The sequence below is a fragment of the Prosthecobacter fluviatilis genome, assembly GCF_055388355.1.
Window position 1 is genome coordinate 3,375,094 of sequence record NZ_AP043782.1, and the last position, 26,977, is coordinate 3,402,070.

Sequence of the window (26,977 nt, forward strand, 5' to 3'; positions counted from 1 at the left end):
CGTTCCATCGTCATGAAGCCAACCCTTCTCTTCGCCGCTCTCCTCGCCGCGCCCACTTTCGCCGCTGATATCCAGGTGGAGAAGCAGGGCTCCGCACTGAACTTCAGCACCGGCGGCAAAACGATCTGCGATTATCAGATGGAGGCTGGCGAGGTGCCTGAAGGCGTGGCCGCTGTGTTCAAACACGGAGCACACCTGCATCCGGTTTACTCGCCGAGCGGCAAGCTGGTGACAGGCAATCATCCCGAAGATCACCGCTGGCATCGCGGCATCTGGATGGCGTGGACAAAGACCGAGTTTGGCGACTCGCACCCCGATTTCTGGAACCAGGGCAAAGGAGATGGCAAAAACAAAAGCGGCGACCAGATCCTCGCCGAAGTGCGCTTTGCCAAACTCGACAAAAGCTGGGGCGGTGCTGAGGGCGGCGGCTTCACCAGCGAGCATGTCTTCCTGGATCACAGCCACACGCCTGATCAAAAAGTGCTGAACGAAACCTGGGAAGTGACGGTGGCGCAGAAGGAGCTGGATGGAAAGCTGGCGAACATCATCGACCTCACGAGCACCCAGACCTGCGCCACGGACAAACCGTTGAAGCTGCCCCAGTATCACTACGGCGGCCTGGGCGTGCGCGGAAATCTGGCATGGAATCCGGTCGATGCCGTGACGATGCTGACCAGCGAAGGGTATGACCGCGTCAAAGGAGATTCCACCAAAGGCAAGTGGGTTCACATCGGTGGTCAGGTGGATGGCGCATCCACCGGTATGGTCATCCTCATTCATCCTTCCAATTTCCGCTTCCCGCAGCCCCTGCGCCTCAATCCCAAAAATCCGCAGCTCTGCATCGCTCCTTCGCAGGATGGAGACTGGTCCATCGAGCCCGGCAAACCCTACATCTCCAAGTACCGCATCCTCGTCTTCGACGGTGCCCCTGATGCTCAATGGATCGAGGCCCAGTGGGCCGCCTATTCCACCACCAAGTAACCCTTCCCCATGCTCTCCCGCCTTTTCGCCATCACCCTGCTGGCCGCTGCCCTTTGCCAAACTCAGGCAGCCGAAACTCTTTTCGACAAATCCAACCTCGCCGCGTGGTGCATCGTGCCCTTTGATGCGGGCAAGCGCGGACCCGAGGAGCGTGCGGCCATGCTGGAAAAAATGGGCGTGAAAAAATTCGTCTATGACTACCGCAAAGAGCACATTCCCCAGTGGGACGACGAACTGAACGCACTCAAAAAGCACCACATCGAGCTGATGGGCTGGTGGTTCCCGACGGTGCTCAACGACGAAGCGAAGCAGACACTAGAACTCTTCAAGCGCCATGGCGTGCATCCTCAGCTGTGGGTCAATGGCAACGGCGGCGCGATCCAGGTGAAGGACGAAGCGGATCAGAAAGCACGCGTGGAAAAAGAGGTCGCACGCCTCCAGCCGATCTGCGAAGCCGCCGCCCCGTTGGGCTGCCCGGTGGCTCTCTACAATCACGGCGGATGGTATGGCGAACCTGAAAACGCCATCGCCATCGTGGAGGCTCTGAAGGCCAAGGGCATCAAGAACATCGGCATGGTGTACAACCTTCACCACGGCCACGGTCATCTCGATCGCCTTGCCAAGGTGCTGCCACGCATGCTGCCGCACCTGCTCTGCTTCAACCTCAACGGCATGGACATCGATGGCGAGGCGAAGGGCCGCAAGATCCTCCCTCTCGGTGTGGGCACCGAAGATGTGAAGGTGCTGCGCATCGTGCGCGCCAGCGGCTACAACGGTCCCATCGGCATTCTGAACCACACGAATGAAGACGCTGAAGGCCGCCTGCTGGACAATCTCGACGGGCTCGCGTGGCTGATTCCCCAGCTAGATGACAACGTGCCCGGACCGAAGCCAAAATACCGCACATGGAATGACAAGCCAGCCGCTGCCAGCTTCATAGCCAAGCCCCCCATCACCGGCGAGGGCGTGCCCTCCATCAATCAGGAATTCGGCGAGGCTCTGAAAGGCAGCTATTTTGAGCAGGACAACGAACCCTTCCGCACGCTGCCCATCACCATCGAGTGTCGCGCGAAGCTGAACAGCAAAGAGCACTTCAACATCCTTATTGCCTCAGACGCCAAATCCTCCGCCACGCATTGGGAGCTCTACACCCATGCGAAACGCGGCACGCTGGCGCTCTACATGCCAGGCCGCGGCGGTGACTTCGACTCCCAGGTGAACATCTGCGACGGCAAGTGGCATGACCTGCTGGCCAGCATCGACGAGAAGAACGTTGTCCTTTGGATTGATGGCAAACAGGTGCTTGAGAAGTCCGTGCAGCCCCTCAAGGGCATGCCCAAGGCAGGTGGCATTGCCTTCGGCAGCCTCGTGGAAGGCACCATCGGCTGTGATGGTGTTTTGGACGACGTGCGCATCGCCCGCGGCGTGATGAAGCCGCGCAAAAGCAACGGCCCGCGCCTGCGCATGGACAACACCATCGGCCTCTGGGACTTCGACCACCTGGATGCCATCCTGCCGCCCAAGGCCCCGCCGCCCGCCGCCTTCACACCGGACCGCAAACCCCTCAACCCTGAAGACAACGTGCATTGGCAGGAATTCGTGAACCGCGAGCGTGTCTTCGACTTCTACGGCAAGCAAGCGCTCCAGTTCATGAAGCAGAAGACGCTCCCGGCATTGCTGCCACAGTTCCCCGGCCTCGATGGCGGCCAGCAAGGCCACTGGGGCAATCAGAATGACCAGGTCACTTGGAAAGATGGCCGCTTCGCCGAGAGCGATCACGGTTCGGTGTTCAGCTGTGTCTTCAAAGGTGCAGGCCTGACGATTCCGAAAGCCGTGTGCGTCCGCGAAGGTGATACTTCCTATGTCTTCGACAGCGAGAAGCTTTCATTCCCGATCACTTGGACTGGAGGCTTCATCAAGCTCACCGATCACCGCCATGGGTTCATGGGCGGCGCTGCGATGGATGGAAAAGTGGCATCCAAGCCATCCATCAAACTCAACGGGCAGTACCAAGGCTTCTATCGCCAGGGCAAGGCCGTCATCTTCAAAGTGGGTGACTCATTTTGGAATGTCCGTGGCGAGCAGGTTCAACTCGTCAAAGAGTTCCCCGCCCAATGGCCTCAGTGGCTCGAAACCAAGGGCAACCTCGGCACGCAGCAGCCTTTCGCCACTGACACCATCGAGCTGCCCTTCGACAATCCCTACGGAGCACTCCTTTTCATCACGGCGCATGATTTCTTCAGCGATGGCACCGCCGCCATCGCCACCATGACCGGCGAGGTCTGGCTGGTGAAGGGCATCGACGAAAAGCTCGAAAAAATCCGCTGGAAGCGCTTCGCCACCGGCCTCAATCAGCCGCTAGGCATGAAGATCGTGAAGGACAAGCTCTACGTCCTCGGCCGTGATCAGATCACCTGCCTGCATGATCTCAATGGCGACGACGAAGCCGACTTCTACGATTGCGTGACCAATGCCATGCAGACCTCTCCTGGTGGTCATGACTTCATCGTCGGCCTGGAGACGGACAAGGAAGGCCGCTGGTATTTCGCCTCCGGCAATCAAGGCGTGTGCCGCATCACCGGCAGGGACAAGCTCGAAGTACTCGCCACCGGCTTCCGCAATCCGGACGGTCTCGGCATCTCGCCGGACGGCCACTTCGTCACCACCAGCGGGCAGGAAGGCGACTGGACACCGGCCTCCTCCATCTTCCAGATCGAGCTGGATCACAATCTCGGCGCCCACTTCGGCGCTGGCGGCCCAAGGAACGGCCAGCCCCCCGAGCCCGTGCTCATGTACCTTCCGCGTGGCGAGGACAACAGCGCCAGCAGCCAAGTTTTCATACCTCAAACATTGTGGACTGACATACCACACTCATGGGCTTCACTCGTAGGCAACGGCAATCTCGTCCACCTCTCCTCCGGTGGTGGCAGCGCATGGCTCGTCATGCGGCAGAACGTCAAAGGCCGCTGGCAGGCTGCCACCGTGAAAATCAGCGGCAACTTCGACTCCGGCCCGCAGTGCGCGCGCTTCAATCCCAATGACGGTCATCTCTACGTGAACGGCATGCAGGGCTGGGGCAGCTACACACCCAAGGACGGCTGCTTCCAGCGTGTGCGCTTCACCGGCGGTGAAAAACCCGTGCTCATCGGCTTCGAAGCCCGGGACAACGGCGTACTGCTTCGCTTCAACCAGCCCGTGAAGAACGCCGAGGCCGCCACCTGCTTTGCGCAGTGCTGGAACTACCGCTACGGCCCGCAGTATGGCTCACCGGAATATTCCGTGAAATATGCTGACACTCCCGGCCACGATCCACTGGAAATCCACAGCGTGCAGAAGCTCGATGGTGGCAAAACGCTCTTCCTCGAAATCCCGCAGATCGTCACCGCCAGCCAGATCCATCTGCACCTGAGCACCGGCCATGATGTCTTCCTCACGGCACATGCTCTGGCAGAGCCTTTCACCGATTTCGTTGGCTACACCAAGATCGCCAAGACCAATCATGCTGCACAGATCGGCATGGAAGCTCCGAAGTCCGCCAAGCCCAACCCGTGGGCCAAGGGCGAAGGCGGACGTGAAGTCATCATCGAGGCCGCGCTGGGACTTCAATACGTGCAAAAGCAGCTCACAGCGAAAGCCGGTGAGAAGCTCACCATCGTCTTCAAAAATCCCGACGTGGTGCCACACAACTGGATGCTCGCCAAACCGGGCACGCTGCAAAAGGTCGGCAACTTGGCCAACCTCATGATCACCGACCCGCAGGGCCTGGCCAAGCACTACGTACCCGACTCCGACGACGTGCTCGCCTACACCGATATGACCAATCCAAAGGAGTCTTTCACCATTCACATCACCGCCCCCAAGAAAAAGGGCGACTACCCCTACCTCTGCACCTTCCCTGGACACTGGATGGTGATGAACGGTGTGCTGAAGGTTGAATAACCCTCTGCATAAAAAAGAGGCCGCTCATTTGAGCGGCCTCCTGATAAGATAAAGCGCGAAACGACTTTTACGCAGCCGCCACCGCCGTCTGCCCCTGCACGCCGAGGCCTTCGACACCCAGCTCGATCACATCGCCGGGCTTCATAAAGACAGGATCAGGCTTGAATCCAAGACCAACGCCGGGAGGTGTGCCGGTGGTGATGATGTCTCCGGGCAGCAGGCTCATGAACTGGCTCAGGTAGCTCACCAGCTTCTGCACGCCAAAGATCATCTGTGCGGTGCTGCTGTTCTGGATGGTCTTGCCGTTGAGCTTGAGCCACAGTTTCAGGTTCTGCGGATCAGGGATCTCATCGCTGGTGGCGAGGAAGGGACCGATGGGCGCAAAGGTGTCACAGCTCTTGCCCTTCACCCACTGGCCGCCACGCTCCAGCTGCCACTCGCGCTCGCTGTAGTCATTGTGCACGCAATAGCCGGCCACATGGCTCATGGCGTCTGCTTCAGAAACGTAGCTGGCCTTTTTGCCGATGACAAAAGCCAGCTCGACTTCCCAGTCGGTCTTCTTGGAATTGCGTGGGATGACCACGTTGTCATTCGGTCCCACGATGGCGCTGGTGGCCTTGAAGAAAACGATGGGCTCCGCCGGGATGGGCATGCCGCTCTCCTTGGCGTGGTCCACGTAGTTCAGGCCGATGCAGATGATCTTGCTCGGGCGGGCGATGCAGGGGCCAAGGCGAGTTTCAGCGGACACGGTTGGTGCCATGGCGGCGTTTGCCTTTGCCCAGGCGGCCAGACGCTCAAGGCCGTCTCCTCCGAAGAATTTCTCATCGTAATCGCTGCCAAAGGCGCTCGCGTCGATACGGCGGCCATCTTCCAGCTGCAGGCCGGGTTTTTCTTCTCCAGGGTTTCCAAAGCGGATCAGTTTCATGGTGGTTTAGTTGGTGTGATCTTGTTGTTTGAGAGGATCTCCCTCGTGATTGGTGTAGCGGCCGATGAGCGGATACTGCTCCAGCTCGGCCACGGTGCCGGTGACTGGGAAGCTCTCGCGGCTCACCCAGTACACAGCGGCGGCGGCGATGTCCTCAGGCCTCAGCAGACGGCCCATGGGCACGGCGTAAGCGGGCAGTCGCTCCGGCCAGCCTTCGCCGAGGCCATCGCCGAGCTTCACCTTGTATTCGTTCTCTGTGAGGGTCCAGCCGACGTTGAGCTGGTTCACACGCACACGGTCGGTGCCGAGCGCATCGGCCAGGTTGCGTGTCATCGTCATGAGCGCGCCCTTGGACATGGAGTAGGCCAGCAGATTGGCTTGGCCGCAGTGGGCCAGCACCGAGCCGATGTTCAGCACCACGCCCTGGTTCTTTTTCAGCTCGGGCAGCAGCGCGCGGATGAGGAGCATGGGCGCACGGGCGTTCACGGCGATGATGCGGTCAAACATGGCAGCGTCCGTCTCGGCGATGCGTGCGCGATTGGTCATCGCCGCGTTGTTCACCAAAGCGTCGATTTTACCAAAGGCGGCGATGGCATCGGCGGCCAGCTTGGCCGGGACCTCCGGGTCTGCGAGGTTGCCCTGGCAGAAGGCTGCTTTGTCAGTGCCAAGCTCCTGCCGCAAGGCCTCGCCGCGCTCGGTTTCCAGTCCGTGAAGGACGACTCGAGCGCCTTCGGCAACGAAGCGCCGCGCCATGAATTCTCCAATGCCCGTGCAGCTGCCGGTGATGAGGATGACCTGGTCTTGAAGTCGCATGTTTGTCGGGGGGGGTAATGAGCCGCTTCCTATGGCGAGCGAGTGACGGTGCTCAAGGCTGCACAGCCACTGTGGCGAAGAAAAAATGTCAGGGCTTCTCCAGCGCCCAGGCGATGCCATTGAGCAAAAAGCGGCGGAAGGCAGGCAGCTTGAAGTCATCCCAATGCCCCATCGAGGTGTAGAAGACCCGGGCCTTTTGGCCACCGTACAGATGAGTCCACGCGACAGGCTCGATCTCTGCTCCTGGCAGTGTTCCCTTCAGCAGCGGCGTCGTGCCGGCTTGGAGAGGTGTGTTCTTATACAGGCCACCATGCCCGATGAGCTCGGAGACCACCACCCCACGCAGGATGGGATGCGACTCCGCACCCGGGATCACGGTGATAGCGGCAGGATCTTTGCCATAGTGACCGGTGTAGTTGCCGCCCAGCACCTGGGGATCAAAGTCCTGCCAGATGCCCAGCCCGGCCTTGGGCTCCGGCTCCTTGGGACGCAGCGCAAAGCAATGGCTGGCCGTGCGAATGCCCACCAGCGGCTTGCCTGCATCCAGATGAGCACGCACAGCATGGATCACCTCCACCGGCGGAGTGCGGCGGCGTACGCTGATGAAAAGGAGATCGGCATCGCGCACGGCCTCCACAAACCCCGGGAACTGGTTCTTATCGGCTTTGTCCGCTTGGATGATGGTGACGCGATAAGGCGCGGCTTTCAATTCTTTGGCGGCAAACTCCGGCAGAGTTTCCCAGGTATGATATTCGTCCTCGCCGATCATCATGACGATGTGGGCTGGTTCGGCGGCTTGGAGCTGCCACACGAAAGCGACAGCCATGATGAGCAGGAGACGGAGGAGAGAAGACAAGTTCATGAGGTTAAATGGAATGCCGGTTTGCAGTGACTGACAGTTCAAGGTTTCACGGCTGCCTGCAGTGTCGCCTTGGCTGTGGTCCAGTCTGCGTTGGGCAGCGCCTCCCACACGCGCAGATGGCGAAAGCTCGCCTCAGTGCCGGCCCCGAGCATGATGCTGTGTTTCGCGGTTCCAATCAGCGGATTGCTCAGCGTGGTGCTCTTGCCATCAATCGTGCCCACCACTTCCGAGCCTTTGATCTCCAGGACCACAGTATGCCATTCGTTGAGTTTGACGGGCGTGAGCGCGCGGCCCGCCGTTCCTTTTTCCCGCTGCTTGGTCGTGGGATTGATGCGCTCCGCATCATACGGCGTCAGAAACAGACCGCCCGGTCCCACGCTCAGCGAGATCACGTAGTCCTTGGCATCCGTCGCCTTCACAAACAAAGAGCGGTATTTGCGGCCTTCATCGGGCACGTCATTCAGCCTCACCTCGCATTGAATGATGGCGTCGGTGAATTGAAAGCCGAACGAAGCTGTCGCCGGATGATTGGCCCCAGGGCTTTCCACTCCGGTGAAAACTCCGTCGGCCAGTTTCCAATATCCCGATTTTCCACCCGCAGTCCCAGCATTATAACGCCAGCCAGTAAACCCGCTGGCAAACCCCACCGGCTTGCCCACCACAGGGGCGAGCGGCGACGCGAAGTCCTCGCTGACCAGCAGCTTGCCGCGTGTGGTCATGAGCGTCTTTGACAGATCCTCTGCGGCCAAGGCGGAGCAGGTGAATGCGGCAAACAGAAGCAAGAGTGATGATTTCATGAAAAAGCTTATCGGCTGAGATTGCGCAAAACTTCCAGCGCCTTCGTCTCAAAGATCTTCTGCCACTCAGGTGCGACCAGCGTGTCACAGTCTTCCTGCGCGTAGCCGCTGTTCAGGCGCTGCTCCACAGTGGGTGTGTACCAGATGTAGCCATTGGTGTAGCCGGAGACAAAGGCGCGGGCGTCGTTCGCGGCTTTCTTGATGTTCAGTCCCACCTGTACTGTGACTTCTCCGGGGAAGGTCACCAGCTTGAAGTCGCCTACACGCAGCCCGCAGACCTCGGCATCCAACGTTGGGCTGGCGGCTGCCTCGGTCTGCTTCAGGTGCATTTTCAGCAGTGCGAGGTTGGCATTCAACCGTGTGAGCCGCTCCATGATCTCGATGTTGGCCAGGTAGCTCTCCACCAGCGCGCGGTTGTCGGCATCAAGCTGGGGGATGGCTTTCCGATCCAATGACTGGTCATGCAGGTAGCTCTGCGAATAATGCGACGGCGTTTCCGGCCAGAGCTTGTGCTGCAGCAGCAGTGGTAGGAAGGTCTTGAAGTTGATGTTGGTGGACTTGAGCGCGGCCACGAGCTTTTTCTGCTCCGCCTCGATGTTGGCAATGCGCGCTGTGTAATCCGCCGCACGCGGCAGGGCGATGGTCTCATTGCTCACTTTGAGAGGCGCACCGGCCTGGGTTTCGATTTTCCGCAAAGAGGCCAGCACCGTGGCACCCAGCATGGCGCCAAGCGGCTCGGCATCGGCTGGTCGGGAGACCTCTTTGTAGCGCACCGGATTGATGTCCCCACCACACCCCTGGATGAAAAAAGCCATCGCGCCACCGCCAAGAGCCTCCTCGATGACTTTGGAGGCAAAGCCCGGATAATCCGCCGAGCAACCTTTGCTGGGCGGGTTCATGATCGGATGGCAGGCAAACTGGTAGAGCACAGCCAGCGGCGTGCCGTCCGTGCGATCCAGCCGCAGCACGGCCACCTGCGGATCGATGGGCCCCACGCTGGCGACATCCTCGTCGTGTGGCATCGAGTAGGCGCGCCGCATGTCCACCATGCTGCCGTCTTTCATTTTGAGCCGCCGGTTTTCACTGATGCGCGTCTCAGACCCTTCGCCGCTGCCCGCCTTCACCGGCACCAGATTCTGTGCCGCCTGCTTCACCGCCTGGATGACCAGCGGCTCCAGATCTCCGCGTACGATGCCGTGACAGTGGCTCGCATTGACCACCACATTCTCCGGCGCGATGCCCAGCTCCCGCAGTCCGCCGCGCACCGTCGCCATGAAGCCATTGCCAATGCGCCCGATGCCTCCCACCGCCACCGCATCCAGCGTGATCACCACCGCCGTGGTGTCGTCGTTCTTGAGCACCAGCGCCTTGGCAAAGCACGGATCATTCACCGGACCAGTGCGGTCAGTGATGTCAACCTTGGCCACCCCAGCGAGCATTTCAGCCCTGGCCGTGACCACGCATGTGAGAAGGAGCAGACAGATGATTTTCATGATGCGCTATTTCTGCAAAGCCCACCCCACAGCATTGAGCAGCAGCCGCTGCAGATCGGCACTGCGCATGTCCTCAGGTGCTCCGAGGCTGGTATAGAAAATCCGCGCTTTCCCAGCGCCATAGGTGCGTGCCCATGCCACCGGCTGCGGCGGCGTGACAGCCCCAGCCTGGGCGGTACCGATGAGCACCGGGGTGGCATCAGCGGCCAGCGGCAGGACTTTGTACATCGACTGATACCCCTGGATGCCGGCGGTGTTCACGCCCTTCAGAAGCACGCTTGTCTCCGCACCCGGAGCCACACTCACGCTGTAAGGAAGCCCCTTTGTTTCATACCCGGTGTTTTCGCCACCCAGCACCTCGTGCGTGAACTCCGGCCATGGGGCCAGACTCGGATCCACAGTCTCATTGGGCTTGGGAATGAAGGCATGATTGGCCGTGCGAATGCCCAGCAGAGGCCTGCCTGCGGCAAGGTGCGCCCGAATGGCCGCCATCTGCTCCTTCGGCGGAAAGCGACGGCGCGAGAAAAGCACCAGCAGATCCGCCTCTTTCAGCGCCTCGATGAGTCCGGCAAAGTGATGCGGCTGCGGCTTGTCCCCTTCGATGATTGTGACTTGATGCCCGAGCGGCCGCAGCTCCTTCTCCGCAAATTCACGCATCGTGCGCGGAGCCTCGTAGTTGTTGGGATCTTCCACCGTCATGACGACGATGTTGGCAGCAGATGCAGCACAGGTAAGCAGCGCGAAGCAGAGCAGAATGAATTTCATAGTCGCGTGAATAGATATTACTGAAGTTTTGCAAACAGCTCCTCCAGCCCTGCGACGATTTTTGTCGAGGCATCGGCTTCGAGGCAGGCGGATCTGGCGCGCCAGGTTTCATAGCCGCCAAGCTTGTGCTGCTCCGGCGTGGGAAGATAGCCATGGTACGCATTGGCCAGGGACACGGTGAAAGTCTGCGCATGTCGGCTCTTCAAACCCAGCCCGATCTCCACAAAAACCTCGGCAGGAATGGCTGAAACACGCAGGTCGCCGATCTTGAGCACCTGCAGGGGTGCCGAGACTTCCTTGGGAAAGTCGGCCAGCAGCACGGTCTCACGCGCATACACCTGCTCCATCGTCTCCATGCGTGGAAAAAGCTTGGACTGCTTCGTCACCGCGCGTGCCTTCTCCACTTCCTCCGGCGTGGGGATGCGCAGACCGAGCGCGACCTCCTTCTGGGCTACTCCGAGCGGCACCCAGTCCTGATACTTCAGCGCCTTGCACGCACCGGCGACAGCCTGCGCCACATCCTTCGCGACGAGATTGATCTGCCCATAAAGCGGCTGCTTCGCCTGCCCTCCCCGGCAGTCGATGTTGTTGATGTCGCCGCTGGTCCCGTTGGACATGATGCCCACAAAGGCGGGGTCTTGATTCCCCACGCCGAGCAGCTCGCCGATCCGGCTGCAAAAGACACCGTAGTAGTCCGCCGAAAGATGGCCCGGCCCTGTGCCGCCGACATAATGCAGCGAGTAGTTGGCATACAGCGCGATGGGTTTTCCCTCGGGTGACTGCACACTGATGAAGCACACCTCAGGATCCGTCGGTCCGGCTGGCTCCAGGAGGTTCGGGTTGTTGACTCCGGGATTCGTCTTCACCTGATCCGTGGTCACGCCATGAGGCGTTGCGGGGATGCCGCCGGGCTTCATTTTCCAGCGGCGGTTAAAGACATGCTGCGGCACATCCACCTTTCCCCACGCGATTTTGGCAGGCGCAAGATTGTTCAGAGCGCAGCGCACCCCATCGGCGATGCGACGTGCCAGAAAACGCTGATACATCGGATTCGGCTCGCTCTGGCCCACCGCCTGCGCCGTGCCGCACGAGTGCGAATGCGTGGCAGACATGAGCATGTTCTCCATCGGCAGCCCGGTGGCCTCGTTCACCATTTTCTTCGCTTCATCAAAAATGCCCCGCCCGATGACGCAGCTGTCCGCAACCACCAGCACCAGCTTCGTCTTGCCATCGTCAAGCGCAAGACAGCGCGCGTGCAGCTCATCATGTACAAAAGTTGCCTGCCGGTCCTGAAACCCGCCGTTCATGGAGGTGCCAAGCTCCGGTGTGATGTTGCTGGTGGCCGCACCGGCTTTGAAAACACCGGAGGGATCAGCCGCATATGCGGTCGAAAAAAGAGTGCAGATGGCAAAAAGGAGCTGGCGCATCCTCTCCATACGGTCACACGAGGCGGACTCAATCGGCCAACTCCAAAGCCTTTGTGTCTGGCGCCCACCAGATGACAATCACCCCCAGCGCATAGACCGACGCACAGATGGCGCCCACCCGTGCGTAATCGCCGCCCAGCGCCGAGAAAAGAAACCCCGCAGCCAGCACTCCCACGGCCGTACCAAAGCGTCCGGAATTGTACGCCAGCCCGCTGCCTGTGGCACGCACACGTGTGGGAAACAGCTCCGGCAGATAAAGCGCCAGCCAGCCAAAGAACAACGTGGCCACAAAGCCCTGCGCACACACGATGGGATGAAACGAAGCCTCCAGCGGTGCCGTCATCTGAAACATCGCGCAGGTGATGCTGACTGTGGCAAGGCTGATGAGGCAGTAGCTCAGCCGCCGGCCCAGCCAGTTTGCACACTGTCCGCCTAGCAGGCTGCCCAGCGTGGCCCCCAGCGCCCACCAGCCCTGGGTCGCCGCCTTGTAGTCGGCATGTGCAGCTCCGGCGATCTTGTCAGACCACGGGATCATCCATTTGCTGGCCGACCACGCACCGATCATCGGGATGGCGCTCAGCAGGATGCCCACCAAGGTGAAGCGGATGAGATTCGGCTGAAACAGCTCGCGCAGCGGCGTCACCGAAGCTTTGGACATGCCACGCGAAGCCAGCCACTTGGGCGACTCTGGCAGCACCACCAGCACAAACACTCCCAGCAGCGCCGGCACACCTGCAAACTGAAACACCCACCGCCAGGACTCCGGCGTGATGTGCCACTGCCGTGCCACCTGGGAAAGCGCCAGGACGCCCACGTTCAGCCCCGCCATCATCGCCCCGGAGACCAGCGGCCGCGAGGCACTGGACCAGCACTCAGAAACAAGCGCAATGCCATTGGGCCACAAGCCGCCCACTCCCAGCCCCACCAGAAAGCGCAGCACCAGCATCTGCTCCTGCGTCTGCGCATACGCCCCCATGGCGGCAAAGATAGTATAAAACAAAATGCACACCCCCATCGCCCGCGTACGCCCCACGCGATCTCCTAGGCTTCCCAGCACGATGCCGCCGATCGCCGCGCCGAGCATCAGCGCTGCCGTGAAACGCGCAAACCACTCTCCTCCCAGTTCAGGAGTGAAGCCTGCTCCCAGCAGGCTTTTCGACACTGAGAGCGATGCCACCGGCATCAGCCCGAGCTCCACGCCATCAAAGACGAGTCCTAGAAAAACGGTGACCAGCACCAGATAGCGTTGGGCTTTGCTCATGATTTCAAAATCGCCTGGATCACCGCGCTGTTGTCCGCCTCGCCGTAGCCCAGTGCCTCAGCCTTTTCGAGCAGTTCACGGTGCACCTCGCTCAGTGGCAGCGGGATCGCGCTCGCAGCCAGCATGAGACGCACATCCTTGAGATGCTGCGAGAGCTTCGCCTGCGGGTTGAAATCCTGCGTGATCATCTTCTCCCCTTTGGTGTCCATGATGCGGGAGTAGGCCATGCTGCGGCGCATCACATCCAGCGTCTGAGCCGGGTCCAGATCCAGTTGCTGCGCGAAGGCGAGCCCCTCCGCCAGTGCGGCACGATTGAGGCCCAGCACGAGGTTCGTCACCAGCTTCATCTTTGCCCCGCTGCCACAGGGCCCCACATGCACGGACTCTCGGGCAAAGCAGGCAAACCACTCGCGGCATCGCTCAAACGCCGCCGCATCCCCGCCAGCCATCACCAGCACATCCCTCTGTTGAAGCTGCACGCTGCTGCCGGAAACCGTCGCATCCAGATAGTGCACACCCAGCGCCGCCAGCTCAGCCCCCAGCGCTGCCATTTCACGCGGATCGCCCGTGGTCGTATCAATGATGATCTGGCCCGCCTTCAATGTCACGCCTCTTGCCACATCGCTCGCAATGTGGGAGTTGGGCAGGCAAAGAAACACCACATCGCATTGCTCAAACACCTCTTGAGCCGTGGCTGCGTTCACGCAGCGCGTGGCATCCACGTCCCAGCCGCAGCTCGCGCCGGTCATTTTCAGCACGGCGCTTCCCATCAGGCCCATGCCGATGACGCCGGGTCTGCTGCTGGTCACTGTGCTCATGTCAGGCCAAAAAGCTGTCGTGCATTTCCAGAGAGAATCTTCTGCTCCTCGTCCGCAGAAAGCTTCAGAGAGCGCAGCGGCTCCAGAATCTCCTTCGGCTCCACCCACGGATGGTCGCTGGAAAAAAGCAGCCTGTCCGCGCTGCTGAAATCCAGCGCAAAGCGCATCGCCTCCGGCAACGGCGAAACGATGTCCATGTAGATGCTGCGCAGATACTCGCTGGGCTTGCGCTGCAGGTTCTGCGGCCCACGCTTCAGCACCGTGAGCTGATGGTCCATGCGTCCGCTGATGTAAGGCAGCGTGCCGCCCAAATGCGGACACACCAGCTTCAGCTTCGGGTGCTTGTCCAGCAATCCGCTGGCGATGATGCGGGCAATGGCGATGGTGTTTACAAACATGTTGCCCAGCGTGCTGGTGAGCTCATACCCCTTCACCTGCTCCGTGGTCATTGGCTTGGCGGGGTGCAGCAGGATGGGCACTCCCAGCTCCTCCGCCCGCGCATAAAGCCAGTGAAACTGCGGCTCATCACACCACGCTCCGGCGAGATTGGTATAGAGCAGGATGCCCTTGAAGCCGAGCTTGTTCACGCAGCGGTCCAGTTCTTCGGCCGCCGCCTTTTCATTTTGCAGCGGCAGCACGCACAGTCCGCGAAAGCGCGTGGGATGCTTTGCGATCACCGCCGCCAGAGAGTCATGAATCAGCTGCGCCACCGCCGCACCGTCCGCGCCAAACCACTCGGGGCCGGGGTCGTTTGTGCTTAGCATGGTGATCTCGATGCCGCTGGCGTCCATGGTCGCGAGCTTGGCATCCACATCGAGATAAAAAGGCGGCACCTTGCGCAGCCAGTCACCCATCTTGAGAAAGACGGTGCCTTTGTCGTCATGCACCAGCGGTTCGGTTTTACGCTTGCGCATCATGTCGAGCACCTCGGGAAAAAAGAGGTGACTCTGGCAGTCGATGATGCCCTTGGGCGGTGCTGCAGCGGCGACTGCTGCACTGCCAGCAAGAGTGGCGCTGAGAAAATGGCGGCGGTTCATGGAGTCATCACTCGGCAGGCTTCAGATACAAGGCGCTGAAACGGATGTCCGTGTTGCGCCTTCCTTCAAACGTCACGCGCACACGGACCCGTTCGGGCAGATCACCCCCGTCCTTCTCCCACCTCACCGGTGTTTGGAATCCGCTCTGTCTGACAGTGCTGGCGTAGCCCGGCAGCGGCGTTTCGTTGGCGCTGAGAAGCTCGACCTTCAGCCCTGCGTCAGGCCCAAGACCCTCTGCATTCACAAAGAAATTCTGTCTTCGCCTCAGCGAAAGCGCTGCGGTGACAAACTCACTGGTGATTTCAGGAAGCTGGTAGTCTCCGGGCCCTTTTCCGGCCGTTTCCACCACGAGATCTCCAAAGCGGTCGCGCGGCAGGCGTGCAATGCCGACACCGCCACGCTCAGGCACTTTTTCCCTGCTCCGTGGATCCCAGGCGCCATAGTAGATGAAGGTCTCGTCGCCGATGTTCTCAAACCCCTGCCCCTGGAGCACCCCGCCCTGATCCCAGGCGCCATCCGCACCGCGTTTGAGAAAGGTCCATTCACGCGCAGGCTCTCGAAAGTTCAGACCATCGTTGCTGAGCACAAAACCGAGATCAATCGTGATGTCCTGCCACTCCTTCGCGCCGTGCCACAGCCCGACAACGCCCAGCAGCATATTGCGTCGGTTCCACACACTGATGCCCTCATGCGTCTGCTCGCCCTCCAGGCTGCGCCCCGGTCCCAGCACCTGGTGCTGGGGCTCACGCACAAAACCAATGCTCTGCGTGGGCAGCCAGTGGATGAAATCTGGCGAGCGATACATGCGCGTCACGCGTCCCTGATAGGGCTGCATGGCATTCAGAGCATTCTGTCCGCAGGCATAAAACATGCCGTCCCACTCATAGAGACCGCCGCTGGGCTCAAAGTGAATGGCTGGCAGCAGCAGATCCTCCTTTCTGAGTTCGGCTTTCACTGACTTCACCTCCTTCACCGGCTTCCAGGTATAGCCGTCCACGCTCACAAACGGCAGCAGAGTCCCCAGTCTCCTCTGTCCCCGAAAGTACACATGCGAGGTCATTTTGTACCGCCTCGCCGGATCAGGATCGGCCTCATCCTTGAGCACCTTGATGTTCACAAAACCCCATGGGCCGCCGCCCATCTGCAGCAGGTTGTTGTTCTTGCTCCCCTTGTATTCCACGAGCCCCAGGTCCGGCTTCGTCCAGTGCGCGCCGTCCGTGCTCTCCGCATAGGCCGCTCGCCAGCGGGCGGATGCCACCTTGTTTTCAGTGTCATCATCATAGGCCACATACCACATGCGGTATGTGTCATTCTCCCGGATGATGGAGCCGTAGAACTGCACCCCCTGCGCATCAGGCGTTCCCGGCCTGCCTCTCTGCAGCACTGGATTGGCCGGATGCCGCTCGGCCTGCCTCATTTCCAGCCGTAGATTCTGCGAATAGGGAATGGAGACGCTGTCAAAAGCGAAGAGCGTTGTGAACTTCGTCTCATCAAAATACCCGGCCGCCGTAGCAGACGAGACCCAGCCCATCAGCACCAGGCTGACGATGCCGATGGGTGGGAGCCTGTTCATGACTCAGATCAGCCGTCGATGTTCCAGCCGGGGCGGTATTCCTTCTTCATGAAGGCATTCGCTTCGGGCGTGTCGGGGCTTTTGCCAGTCTTGCCGTCATACTGGATCTTCTTGCCCGTGCGGTAGGCCACCAGGCCGAGCAGCATCATTTCGATCATGTCGGCGCTGTAGCCAAAGTTGCAGGCGGTGGGCTTGCTGGGGTCGCGGCAGGCGTCAAACCACTGCTTCTGGAAGTGGCCGATGTCAGGCAGCATGTCCTCTTTTTTGCGCGGCTTGTAGTAGCTCATGTCCGCATCGTTGCCGTAGGGCAGGATGAGGCGTGAATCGAAGTCGGCGATGAGGAAGCCCTTCGTGCCTTTGAACATCGCGCCGTGACCGATCTGCGTGAGGTCGATGTGCTTCTTGGGCGAGCTCGGCATCGCGCCGCCCTGATACCAGGCCACAGTGATGGGCCCGCGCCAGTCATTGGCGGGAAGCTCAAAGTGGGACTCGCATTTCACCGGCGTCACGTCGGAGTTGTAGGCATCACCCTTTGCTTCAGCGGAGGTGGGCAGGCCGCCGTCCACGGCGTTCCAAAGCAGATCCATGGTGTGGCTGCCCATGTCACCGATCTGACCAGCGCCAAAGTCCCAGAACATGTTCCAGGAAAGGCAGTTGGCACCGGCCCCGCCGGAGAAGTAGGCGGGGTTGTACGGGTGGAAAGGGGAGGGGCCAAGCCACAGGTCGTAATGGAATCCCTTCGGCGGCTCACCTTCCTCTGGGAAGTAGCCCGGCTTGGGAATCTGGCGGTTGCCCCAGGCATAGGCGGCCTTCAGCTCGCCGATGGCTCCGTCGCGGATGAGCTCGCGGACGCGGTTGAAATTCGGATTCGCATGCCGCTGCATGCCCACCTGCGTGGCCAGCTTGCCTTTCTTCGTTTCCCAGGTGGCGCGTACCGTGCGTGCCTCATCCACCGTGATCGCCAGCGGCTTCTCGCAGTAGCAGTGCAGATTGCGCTTGAGCGCCCAGTTGGCGATGAAGGCATGGGTGTGGTCCGGCGTGCACACCACCACCGCGTCGAGGCCTTTGTGATCCAGGCACTTGCGCCAGTCGATGTACGTCGTCGCATTCGGGAAACGCTTCAGCGCATCGGGAAAGCGAGCTTCGTTGATGTCGCACAAGGCCACCACGTTTTCCTCCGCAATGGAGTCGTAGTGGGCCAGACCACGGCCCCACACGCCGATGAGGGCGACGTTGAGTTTGTTGCTGGCGGCGTTCTGGCCGAACAGCGGGCGGGTGATCATGCTTCCGGCGACGAGACCGGCAGCACCGACAAAGCGGCGACGTGAGAGAGGCGTGGGTTGGGTGCTCATGGCACGGCATGAAACGACGCGTGGCGTCGATCTCAAGCACCAAGGTGGGCCGATTCCAGCTTTTCCCCCGGCCGGAAGTGCTGGGAAAACGAAGCTTGCTTAGCAGACGCTCATTTCAGAAAATGAACCAACAAAATTTAATGCCATGGAAATTCCCACCGCCGCCAAAACCCTGCTGGAGCACAAGGGCCGGGACATCTGGACCATCTCGCCAACGGCCACCGTCTATCAGGCCATTCAGATGATGTCAGAGAAAAACATCGGCGCGCTGCCAGTGGTGGAGGGCACCCGGCTGGTCGGCATCATTTCAGAACGCGACTACATGAGCAAGGTGGCGCTCCGCGGCAAATCCTCCAAGGAAACGCCCGTCAGTGAGATCATGACGCGGGAACCGGTGACCGTGGGACCAGATCAAACCGTCTCCAGTTGCATGGAGATCATCACGGAACATCGCATCCGCCACCTTCCGGTATTGGATGGCGAGGAACTGCTCGGCATTGTTTCCATCGGCGATCTTGTGAAGTGGATCATCGCCACTCAGCGCATGACGATCGAGCAGCTCAATGCCTACATCTCCGGCGGCTACTCCGCCTGAGCGCATCACATCAGCGCATTTGGCTGGCTCCAGCGGATCCTGCCCAGCAGTAGATCTCCCTTGAAGCCATGCTTTGGCAGCATGCCGCCATCAGTCACCCACGATTCATCGGGTGAGATGTTGGTGGTCTGGAAATTTCCCATCAGAGGCACCTCATCTGGCGCTTTCACACCATCGCCTTCCAGCGGCAGCACGACTCGCTCAGTCTCGCGGATCAGCCGCAGTGTCTTCAGGTCCACCTGCGCCATGAACAGCGGCGCACGCCAGCGTATCACGTTCACATTACTGGCGTCTTTACGTGTGTAGACCAGGTGCAGCGCCTCGCTGTGCGGCAGCCAGTGCTGCTGCGTGGTGCTCATTTCCAGCGGCGTGCCGTCATCCCAGCACCACGGCTGCTTTTCCTCAAAGTTCAGCCCGTCATCGCTCGCAGCCACATAGCCGCAGTTGTCCTCGGCACGCAGCGTCACGTAAAACTTCCCACGATAGCGCACCAGCGAGGGCTCCAGCAGCCCACGTCCGGCGGCGTGCTTGATCTCACGGCCCACCTTTTGAATGGCCAGCGTCTCTCCGTCAAACGAGCACCGCACCCCGGCGGCGGAACGCCCGTTCTGCCGTGCACCGAATGACATCACAAAGGCGATGCTGCCATCCTCCAGCACCTCGCGCTGGCCGCAGTTGTTGGTGTAAATATTCGCGCCACGTGGGTCATCCCAGACCAGCCGTTTGCGCTCGGACCAGTGCCCGTCTTTGTACACTGCATACACAGGCCAGCGTGCCGGCTGGTTGCGGTCAAACTTCGGCCCACGGTAAAAAACGTTGTGCCCCATCGCCAGCACGGTGCCCGTTTTGGCATGATGCTGCGGCACCACATCGCACACGCCTTCCTCGCCACGCCCGTCCGTCGTCGGCACACGGCCCAGCGGCGGCACCGGCTGCGGGTCCGACCACGTCCGCCCGAGATCACGGGACTCCATCCAATGTACTGGCAGAAAGAAATCGGAACCGCGAATCTCCTGCATCGTCATGAAGATCACCAGGCCGTCTTTGCCCGGCACCACGCAGGGCCGCGGATGAAACCAGGAAGGCCCGCTGCCATCGCGGCCGCGCTTGAGCGTGACCTTTTCCAGCGATGCAATCAGCGATGCCGCTGACTGCCCGGAGGCCAGATTCACAGCCAGCATGCCCGCCGTGCTTTGTTGGAGAAATTGACGACGGTTCATGCTGGCATAGCGTCTGTTTACTTCGCCTTCGTTTTCTCAGGCAGGCCCTGCCCGGGCTTGAGGTCCAGGTTGGCCTTCATGTCGTCTTCCGTCACGGTAGAGGGCACCCCGTCCGCAGGGATCTTCGCCTTTGCCGTCCAGAGGATCGCGTTCAGCACCAGCTTGCGCTGGTCGTTATTGGCCCAGCCTTTGTGGTAATGGCCGCCGGTGAAGCCAAAGCCACGGCCGCCATCTGCACGCTCGCAGGCCCAGGCCACATGCTGCTTCTCCTTGTTCTTCACGGACTCACGCACGGCCGGATTGCCGCTATGGGCACCATCCGGGCGGCTCATGGTGGAGTCAGGAGCCACGTCACTGAGGATAGGTGTCACTCCCTGCATGTTCGGGCGGAAGCGCATGTGGAAGTACCACTCGTCATTCGTGCCAAAAGGCTTCACGCCCTCACTGATGGGATGCACTGGCAGTTCCTTGAAGTTGGCGTCCCAGTGCGGGTTCACGCTCCAGTTGATCTCAAAGCAGCCGCCCATCCAGTCGATGAACTCCTTGCCACCCTTTTCAATCGTGGGCTCCACCGCATAGTGCAGCGTCAGAAAGCCACAGCCGCGCTTCATCTCCTTGTCGAGCTGCGCCAGGCGGTCTCCCTGCAAGGCCGGATGTCCGCCACCGCCGTCTGAGTAGATCACGACTGTGTCCGCCGCAGACAGCTCCTCCTGGGACGGCCACTCGCCATTCAGATGAAATTTGACGTCCACCTGGTCTGCCACCCCCTGCTCCAGGCACTTCTTCAGAAGCTGGATGCCCGCATTGTGCTCATGCTGCCCCGGACCATGCGAAGGCTTCCCAGCAATCATGACGATGGATTTTTTGTCCGCTGCAAACGCGGGGCTGAGGAATGAGAAGGCTAAGACAGCAGAGAACAGGTACTTCATAGGTGGGGTTGGAACGTGGAAAGCAAACGCCTCTGATGCACGCGGCATTTCATTCAGGAGTCGCGATCTTTACCCCACGAGTTTTCCATCCTGGCACGCCTTTAGCTAAATGATTCCTTTAGCCAGCCAAATGCCCATTTCCAAAAGCCGCCCGCAGACCAATGTTCTGTACGCCTCTGCTTTCGTCGGCCTGGTCATGGCGGTTTTCACCATCGGCTATCGAGCGGCAGGATGGTCTTGGAGCGACTCTTTTTACATGGTCGTCATCACCGCCTTCAGCGTCGGCTATGGCGAGGTGGTGCCCATCACCGACCCTTGGCTGAGGGCCTGGACGACCATCCTGATTCTCTTCGGCTGCACGGGCATCATCTTCGTCACCGGCACGCTCGTTCAGTGGCTGACGGAGGCGCAAATCCAACGGGCTTTGGGAGGCAAACGCATGGAAAACGAAATCGAAAAACTCAGCAACCACGCCATCATCTGCGGCTACGGCCGCATCGGGCGCATGATCGCCTCGCAGCTGCAGGCAGGCGGCATCCCCTTCGTCATCGTTGACCAGGCCACCGATCGCGTGGCCGAAGTCCGCGATGCAGGCTTTCTCACTCTCCAGGGCGAAGCCACTGACGAAGCCGTGCTGAAACACGCCGGCATCAGCCGCGCACGCGTGCTGGCCACCGTGCTGCCCAACGACGCCGCCAATGTCTTCATCACCCTCAGTGCGCGCAATATGAACCCCGCCATCCAGATCATCGCCCGTGGCGAGGTGCCCTCCACCGAGCGCAAGCTGCTGCAGGCGGGCGCAAACCGTGTCGTCCTGCCTGCCCACATCGGTGCAGACCGCATCGCCCACCTGATCCTGCACCCGAACGCACGCGACCTCATCGGCGGCAAGACCAAAGCCGGCATCGACTTTGACCACCACCTCACAGAGCTGGGCCTGGACATGGAGGAGATCGAGATCCGCGCCGACTCCCCCTGGGTTCACAAGCGCATCTCCGAAGTCGAAACCGGCACCGCCGGCCGCATGCTTCCCGTGGCCATCCTGCGCAAGGAGGGCGCTACAGACTTGAACCCCAGCCCCTCCGCGATGCTCATGCCCGGAGACGCTTTGGTGGTGATGAAACGCGTGCTGCGGCGCTAAGCGCCTATTTTCCGTTCAAGCTGGCTCGCCCCCTGCGCTTGGCGGTGGTCCTATGCCCAAGCAGCCCGACCGTATTTTCAAAGTCGCCATCATCGGTGGAGGGTTTGCCGGAGTCTACTGCGCGCGCGAGCTGCTGCGGTTGACCGAAGACGTGGCGGACATGACCGTGGGCATCATTGCCAGCGAGAACCACATGGTCTTCCAGCCCATGCTGCCCGAAGTCGCCGGCGGCTCACTCTCACCTCAGCATGTGGTCAATCCCATCCGCATGATCTGCCGTGGTGCGGAGGTGCTGAAAGGAGAGGTCACCCACATCGACTTGGAGCACCGCGTCATCACGCTCAATGGCGGCATGTTCACCCCGCAGGTCACGGTGGGCTTTGAGCACCTCATGCTCGCACCCGGGGCCGGAGTGGACCTCAGCCGTATTCCCGGCATGGCCGAACATGCCTACCTCATGCGCACCGTGGGCGATGCCATGAAGCTGCGCGCCGCCATCCTCAGCCGCTTGGAGGAGGCAAACTTGATCACCAATCCCAGGCTGCGCAAAGAGCTCCTCTCCTTCGTCATCGTAGGCGGCGGTTACTCCGGAGTGGAAACCGCCGGACAGATCCAGGATCTGATCCAGGGCGCACGCCGCTTCTACGAAAACATCGATCCCGGCGAGCCCAGCGTCACACTCATCCACAGCGGCGAGCGCCTGCTGGGCATGCTGAGCGACAGCCTCGGCACCTACACCGGCAAATGTCTCACCGAGATGGGCGTTAAAATCATCTTCAAAAGCCGCGTGCGCGCCGTCACGGCACGCACCGTGCAGCTGGGAGATGGCGTCTCTCTTTCCGCCACACTCGTGGTCTGCACAGTGGGCAATGCACCTCATCCTCAAATCAAAGCGCTCGGTGCCAGCGGCTCCCTCCCTGTTGAAAAGGGCAAGGTCGTCGTCGAGGCCAGCGGCCAGGTCAGAGGCCTGACCAACGTGTGGTCGGCGGGAGACTGCGCCGCATTCCCCAAAGCCGATGGTGGCAACTGTCCCGAGACCGCTCAGTTTGCCATGCGCCAGGGGGCGCTGGTGGCGCGAAACATCGCCGCCAGTTTTGCGGGTCGCGCCTTGAAACCGTTTCGCTTCACCGGCCTCGGAGAGCTGGCCACCATCGGCCACCGCAAGGCGGTCGCGCAGGTGTTTGGCATGCGCTTCTCCGGCATCATCGCCTGGTTCATGTGGCGCAGCATCTACCTCATGAAACTCCCCGGCTTTGACCGCAAGCTGCGCGTCATGGCGGAGTGGACCTTTGAGATGTTCTTCCCGCGCGACATCAATCTGCTCACCCCCAGCTTCTCCTCGCCCCTCGGCGAGATGCATCTCGAGCCCGGAGATTCCCTCTTCCATGCCGGTGAGCCTGCCCAGTCCCTGTACGCTGTCAAAAAAGGCAACGTCAACATCACCGACGCCCAGGGCCAGATCGTCAAAGCCGCAGGTCCGGGCGAGCACTTCGGCGAACGCGCCCTGCTCGGCGACGGCATCTGGCGTTTCGATGCCACGGCCACCGAGTCCAGCGAACTCGTCGCCATCGACGGCGACACCTTCAAGATCCTCGCCCAAAGCATCGGCTCGCTGGACACCCTCTTCCGTGGCACCGCGCAGCAGTACCACCTGCCCGAGGAAATTCAGAACACGGTGGACATGATCCCCGAAGCCACCCGCAAAGCCTGCGCTTCAGATGTCATGACACGAAACATCGCCTTCCTCGATGCCAACGCGACTGTGCAGGATGCCGTGGCGGAGTTTCAGGCCCATCCGCACAGCACCTACCCCGTCACTACAAACGGCTGCGTCATCGGCCTGCTGCGCCGTTCCGTGGCCTATGAATGGCTCAAGAACCACGGCCTCACCTGCGTGGACAAGCTGCAAGCACTGCCTTTGACCAAGCCCTTCTGCATCACCGCAGACACCCCCGTGCCTGTGCTCGTCGGCACCCTGATGCGCAGCGGCGTCAGCAAGGCGGTCGTCGTCGATGAAGAGAAAAAACTCCTCGGCATGATCACGCTGTTTGATCTGCTGAAGGGCGCTCAGAACGCGTGAGGGAACTCCGCCACGCCTGAAGCCCACACATTCCGAAGCCAAACGCGTTGAGCATCCCATGAATCGACCACATCTGCGGCAGGGTAAGAGCGTATTGTGGGATCAAATAACGCAATCCAAAGCCCAGGGCCAGAAGCATCGAGGCAGACAGTGAGACCCCTGAAAGGATGAAGCCAAAGTTCGTCCATATAGAACACTGCTTCTCAAAACCTCGCCTTATATGAGACAACGCTACGCCAAGCGCTCCAAGCACCAAAATCAGGACGCCCAGCGATTCTACAAATCGAAAAATGCCGAAATGAGTGCAGGTGATACCCACTGCCACAATGGGCACGCCCAAGAGAACCGCTGAGCAAGAAAAGCTCGTCCACCGCCCCGGTTTCGCTTGCGCATTCAGCCCCGCCATCCATGGCAGCGTGAACCCCGCATGATGAAAGTGCGCCGCTGTGAGCAGCACGATGAGTGGATCGAAGCCCCACGGCGTCCAGTTCGCACGATGCGCCATCAGCCACGCAGCCCCGACGGCAGGACCTACATCCGCCGCGACAAGACACAACGAACCGGCATCCCGCTGTCCTGCTCGTTGCCATGCCAGGAGCGAGGTCGATGCCCGGCGCCAAGTGATGATCAGCCATCCCGCCACCATCAGCGCAGTCCCGCCTGAAGCTTCAAAACAAAAACTCTCTGCCGCTAACACAACAGCCCAAAACTCTTCCAGGGCTTGCTTCCGGCCCGTGGTGGGCCTGGCCAGTGGGATCAACACTAGCATTGAAAACAGCAAAAAAATAACCACCAGTGATGCTGCTTCCAACTTCAGATTCAGTTGAATGGATATGGCGAGCCAGAGCATCGGCCTGATCCAGGCCTTCAGAGCCTGCGGATTCATGGTTGCACCGCCTCCTTCATCCTCGCCTGCGAATCCCGCACAAACCGGCACTGCCACCACCGCGCCAGGGGAAAACCGAGCCACGCCATCCAATGACGCGGATGCGAAAACGCGCGAATCGCATACCACACGCTGCCATCAGCCCGATGCTCAATGACAAACTGCTCCTCGCCGCACTCCGCATGCTCTGGCAGCGTGCCATAGACAAAGCCATGCGTGTGCGCTGAATCGCAGCGCCGCAAAATCCGGCACGGATTGACCCACCACAGACCACCGATGCGTGTCACCATCGCCACAATCTGCCCGACCTCCTGGCCTTTGGCTTCCAACCGGCTGACCTCCGCCCATGTGGGAAACATGACCCACGCATCCAGAGCCTCGCAGGCTGCCCTATAAATCTCTTCTCCGCTCCCAAGTCTCACCTCATGCTCATCGGCGATGAATCCGCCTGCAAACGGCGGCGCATAGCTCAGCGGTGCATTTCTCCAAGACTCCAGCAATCCATGCAGTCGTTCGGGAGCGGGGCGTTTCAGGCTGAGCATCGTACCATCACGCTTCCATGCCTTTGAAGTCAGATGAAACGAAAAAGCACAAAAAGTGGGCCTGCCAGTTTTCACAGCTTTCGAATCTTTTGCATCTTTCGCTACTTTCGGCCATCCATCCGCATGCCCCCACCCCTTCGCGCCGTCATCTTCGACTTCGACGGCCTCATCGTTGACACTGAAAGCACTGGTTACCACACCTGGAGAGAAATTTTCGACCAGCATGGCCATGAACTGCCTGTGGAGCGCTATGCGCAGGCCGTCGGCACCGATTTCCTCACCGGCGTCTACGATCCCAAGCGTGATCTCGAACAGCTCACCGGCCGCGACTTCGACTGGGCGGCCATCGAACTCGAACGCAAAACCCGTGAAAACGAACTGCGGAAGCATCTCCAGTTGCTCCCAGGAGTAGCGGACCGCCTGCAAGAGGCCGCCTCACTCGGCCTGCGCATCGCCATCGCCAGCAGCAGCCCGCGCGTTTGGATCGACTCCTGGATGGACCAGCTCGGCCTGCATGATCATTTCCACCACATCTCCACCGTCGATGACACCGGCAAGGTGAAGCCCGACCCCAGCCTCTTCCTCCACGCCGCTGGAAATCTTGGCGTCACCCCCGAAGAAGCCGTCATTTTTGAGGACTCCCTCAATGGTCTCCGCGCCGCCATGGCCGCCGGCATCCGTTGCATCGTCGCCCCGGGGCCGATGACACGCCACCTCGACTTCACTGGTGCGTGGAAGCGGGTGAATTCATTGGCCGATGTCTCTCTACGGCAGCTCGCATCATAGAATTTTCTTCCAGCATGCAGGAGAACCCCTTATCGTGATTTTGAACTCCACCACGAGCATGATCACACGCCGCCTCCTCTTCATCGCTGTCACATCGCTTGCACTTGGCACTTCAGCACGTGCCCAGCCACCTGCTGAGCGTTCCGCCAAGATTCAGCAAAAGCTGGACGAGATCATTTTCCCGGTCGTCCAATTCCAAAAGGCCACCATTGAGGAGGCCCTCGAATACCTTCGCGTCAAGAGCCGCGACCTTGACACCAGCAGCACCCCTTCGGCAGAAAAAGGCATCACGGTTGTTATCAAAGAAACCAGCACAGCACCCATCACCATCGACCTGCGGGATGTATCGCTCGGGATCGCCTTGAAGTACTGTGCGGAGCTCGCAGGCCTCAAGCACCGCGTGGAGCCTTATGCTGTTGTCGTTGCTGCGGACTTCAAAGAAGCCTACTCAGCACCTCCCGTTCTGGGCAATGCGGACAAGATCATCTTCCCCACGGTGCAGTTCAGCGGTGCCACGCTCGAAGAGGCCGCCGAGTTCTTTCGCATCAAATCGCGCGATCTCGACCCCTCGAAAAAGGGCGTCAACATCCTGATCAAGACAGGTGGTGCGTCTGTCAAAATCAGTCTCGACCTCCGCAATATCCCTCTGTCCGAAGCCCTGAACTATGCTGCCCAGCTGAGCGGCTGTCAGCTCACCGTCGACAGCAACATCTACGTCCTCTCGCCTTCAAATACCCGATAAGGAGCCACCCTCT

The 26,977-nt window shown here is 60.5% G+C and carries 23 protein-coding genes; 7 read left to right on the plus strand and 16 right to left on the minus strand.

Going from position 1 to position 26,977, the window contains the following annotated elements:
* Positions 1–12: 12 nt before the first annotated feature.
* Both ACZ5WW_RS12960 and ACZ5WW_RS12965 read left to right on the plus strand, forming a co-directional pair.
* Positions 13–981 (plus strand): DUF6807 domain-containing protein, encoded by a 969-nt coding sequence (locus ACZ5WW_RS12960; protein ID WP_377168208.1) that lies wholly within the window; start codon positions 13–15, stop codon positions 979–981.
* Between the two features lie 9 nt (positions 982–990).
* Positions 991–4,920, plus strand: a complete 3,930-nt coding sequence (locus ACZ5WW_RS12965; RefSeq protein WP_377168210.1) for a LamG-like jellyroll fold domain-containing protein — start codon at positions 991–993, stop codon at positions 4,918–4,920.
* Positions 4,921–4,987: 67 nt separating this feature from the next.
* Here ACZ5WW_RS12965 and ACZ5WW_RS12970 read toward each other — a convergent pair whose 3' ends face one another.
* The 12 genes from ACZ5WW_RS12970 to ACZ5WW_RS13025 all read right to left on the minus strand — a co-directional run bounded on the left by ACZ5WW_RS12970 (position 4,988) and on the right by ACZ5WW_RS13025 (position 18,043).
* A complete protein-coding gene (locus tag ACZ5WW_RS12970; protein WP_377168212.1) occupies positions 4,988–5,845 on the minus strand; it encodes a fumarylacetoacetate hydrolase family protein in 858 nt (285 codons plus the stop codon).
* Between the two features lie 6 nt (positions 5,846–5,851).
* On the minus strand, positions 5,852–6,658 hold the full coding sequence (locus ACZ5WW_RS12975) for an SDR family oxidoreductase (protein ID WP_184339763.1): 807 nt from the start codon (positions 6,656–6,658) through the stop codon (positions 5,852–5,854).
* Positions 6,659–6,746: 88 nt separating this feature from the next.
* Positions 6,747–7,520 carry a ThuA domain-containing protein gene (locus ACZ5WW_RS12980; RefSeq protein ID WP_377168214.1) on the minus strand — a complete coding sequence of 258 codons (774 nt, stop codon included), beginning with the start codon at positions 7,518–7,520 and terminating at the stop codon, positions 6,747–6,749.
* A gap of 38 nt (positions 7,521–7,558) precedes the next feature.
* The gene (locus ACZ5WW_RS12985; protein WP_377168216.1) at positions 7,559–8,317 is read right to left on the minus strand and encodes a LamG domain-containing protein; all 759 of its coding nucleotides are present in this window, start codon (positions 8,315–8,317) and stop codon (positions 7,559–7,561) included.
* A gap of 8 nt (positions 8,318–8,325) precedes the next feature.
* A complete protein-coding gene (locus tag ACZ5WW_RS12990) occupies positions 8,326–9,810 on the minus strand; it encodes a hypothetical protein (protein ID WP_377168218.1) in 1,485 nt (494 codons plus the stop codon).
* A 6-nt stretch (positions 9,811–9,816) separates the two neighbouring features.
* Complete coding sequence (locus ACZ5WW_RS12995; RefSeq protein WP_377168220.1) at positions 9,817–10,575, minus strand: ThuA domain-containing protein; 759 nt, start codon at positions 10,573–10,575, stop codon at positions 9,817–9,819.
* A 17-nt stretch (positions 10,576–10,592) separates the two neighbouring features.
* Positions 10,593–12,002 carry a hypothetical protein gene (locus tag ACZ5WW_RS13000; protein WP_377168222.1) on the minus strand — a complete coding sequence of 470 codons (1,410 nt, stop codon included), beginning with the start codon at positions 12,000–12,002 and terminating at the stop codon, positions 10,593–10,595.
* Positions 12,003–12,030: 28 nt separating this feature from the next.
* Complete coding sequence (locus ACZ5WW_RS13005) at positions 12,031–13,263, minus strand: MFS transporter (protein ID WP_377168224.1); 1,233 nt, start codon at positions 13,261–13,263, stop codon at positions 12,031–12,033.
* Entirely contained in the window at positions 13,260–14,081 is an 822-nt protein-coding gene (locus ACZ5WW_RS13010) for an NAD(P)-dependent oxidoreductase (RefSeq protein WP_377168226.1), read from the minus strand. The genes ACZ5WW_RS13005 and ACZ5WW_RS13010 overlap by 4 nt, the downstream gene beginning before the upstream one ends.
* Entirely contained in the window at positions 14,078–15,118 is a 1,041-nt protein-coding gene (locus ACZ5WW_RS13015; protein WP_377168228.1) for an amidohydrolase family protein, read from the minus strand. The genes ACZ5WW_RS13010 and ACZ5WW_RS13015 overlap by 4 nt, the downstream gene beginning before the upstream one ends.
* 7 nt (positions 15,119–15,125) lie before the next feature.
* A complete protein-coding gene (locus tag ACZ5WW_RS13020) occupies positions 15,126–16,691 on the minus strand; it encodes a hypothetical protein (RefSeq protein WP_377168230.1) in 1,566 nt (521 codons plus the stop codon).
* 8 nt (positions 16,692–16,699) lie between these two features.
* Positions 16,700–18,043 (minus strand): Gfo/Idh/MocA family protein, encoded by a 1,344-nt coding sequence (locus ACZ5WW_RS13025; protein ID WP_377168232.1) that lies wholly within the window; start codon positions 18,041–18,043, stop codon positions 16,700–16,702.
* 145 nt (positions 18,044–18,188) lie between these two features.
* On the opposite strand from ACZ5WW_RS13025, the gene ACZ5WW_RS13030 reads away from it, so the two are divergent.
* The gene (locus ACZ5WW_RS13030; protein WP_377168234.1) at positions 18,189–18,638 is read left to right on the plus strand and encodes a CBS domain-containing protein; all 450 of its coding nucleotides are present in this window, start codon (positions 18,189–18,191) and stop codon (positions 18,636–18,638) included.
* Between the two features lie 5 nt (positions 18,639–18,643).
* On the opposite strand, the gene ACZ5WW_RS13035 is transcribed toward ACZ5WW_RS13030, so the two are convergent.
* Complete coding sequence (locus tag ACZ5WW_RS13035; protein ID WP_377168236.1) at positions 18,644–19,858, minus strand: sialidase family protein; 1,215 nt, start codon at positions 19,856–19,858, stop codon at positions 18,644–18,646.
* A gap of 17 nt (positions 19,859–19,875) precedes the next feature.
* The gene (locus tag ACZ5WW_RS13040; protein ID WP_377168238.1) at positions 19,876–20,787 is read right to left on the minus strand and encodes a ThuA domain-containing protein; all 912 of its coding nucleotides are present in this window, start codon (positions 20,785–20,787) and stop codon (positions 19,876–19,878) included.
* A 130-nt stretch (positions 20,788–20,917) separates the two neighbouring features.
* On the opposite strand from ACZ5WW_RS13040, the gene ACZ5WW_RS13045 reads away from it, so the two are divergent.
* Entirely contained in the window at positions 20,918–21,928 is a 1,011-nt protein-coding gene (locus ACZ5WW_RS13045) for a potassium channel family protein (protein ID WP_377168240.1), read from the plus strand.
* A 52-nt stretch (positions 21,929–21,980) separates the two neighbouring features.
* On the plus strand, positions 21,981–24,008 hold the full coding sequence (locus ACZ5WW_RS13050) for an FAD-dependent oxidoreductase (RefSeq protein WP_377168242.1): 2,028 nt from the start codon (positions 21,981–21,983) through the stop codon (positions 24,006–24,008).
* On the opposite strand, the gene ACZ5WW_RS13055 is transcribed toward ACZ5WW_RS13050, so the two are convergent.
* Both ACZ5WW_RS13055 and ACZ5WW_RS13060 read right to left on the minus strand, forming a co-directional pair.
* Positions 23,968–24,894, minus strand: coding sequence for a YndJ family transporter (locus ACZ5WW_RS13055; protein WP_377168244.1), 927 nt, complete (start codon positions 24,892–24,894; stop codon positions 23,968–23,970). The genes ACZ5WW_RS13050 and ACZ5WW_RS13055 overlap by 41 nt on opposite strands.
* The gene (locus tag ACZ5WW_RS13060) at positions 24,891–25,436 is read right to left on the minus strand and encodes a DUF1990 family protein (protein WP_377168246.1); all 546 of its coding nucleotides are present in this window, start codon (positions 25,434–25,436) and stop codon (positions 24,891–24,893) included. Before ACZ5WW_RS13060 ends, ACZ5WW_RS13055 begins: the two co-directional genes overlap by 4 nt.
* Positions 25,437–25,559: 123 nt before the next feature.
* Here ACZ5WW_RS13060 and ACZ5WW_RS13065 point away from each other — a divergent pair, with 123 nt between their 5' ends.
* Both ACZ5WW_RS13065 and ACZ5WW_RS13070 read left to right on the plus strand, forming a co-directional pair.
* On the plus strand, positions 25,560–26,222 hold the full coding sequence (locus tag ACZ5WW_RS13065) for an HAD family hydrolase (RefSeq protein ID WP_377168248.1): 663 nt from the start codon (positions 25,560–25,562) through the stop codon (positions 26,220–26,222).
* A 58-nt stretch (positions 26,223–26,280) separates the two neighbouring features.
* Positions 26,281–26,964 (plus strand): hypothetical protein, encoded by a 684-nt coding sequence (locus tag ACZ5WW_RS13070; protein ID WP_377168250.1) that lies wholly within the window; start codon positions 26,281–26,283, stop codon positions 26,962–26,964.
* The last annotated feature ends 13 nt before the right edge of the window (positions 26,965–26,977 follow it).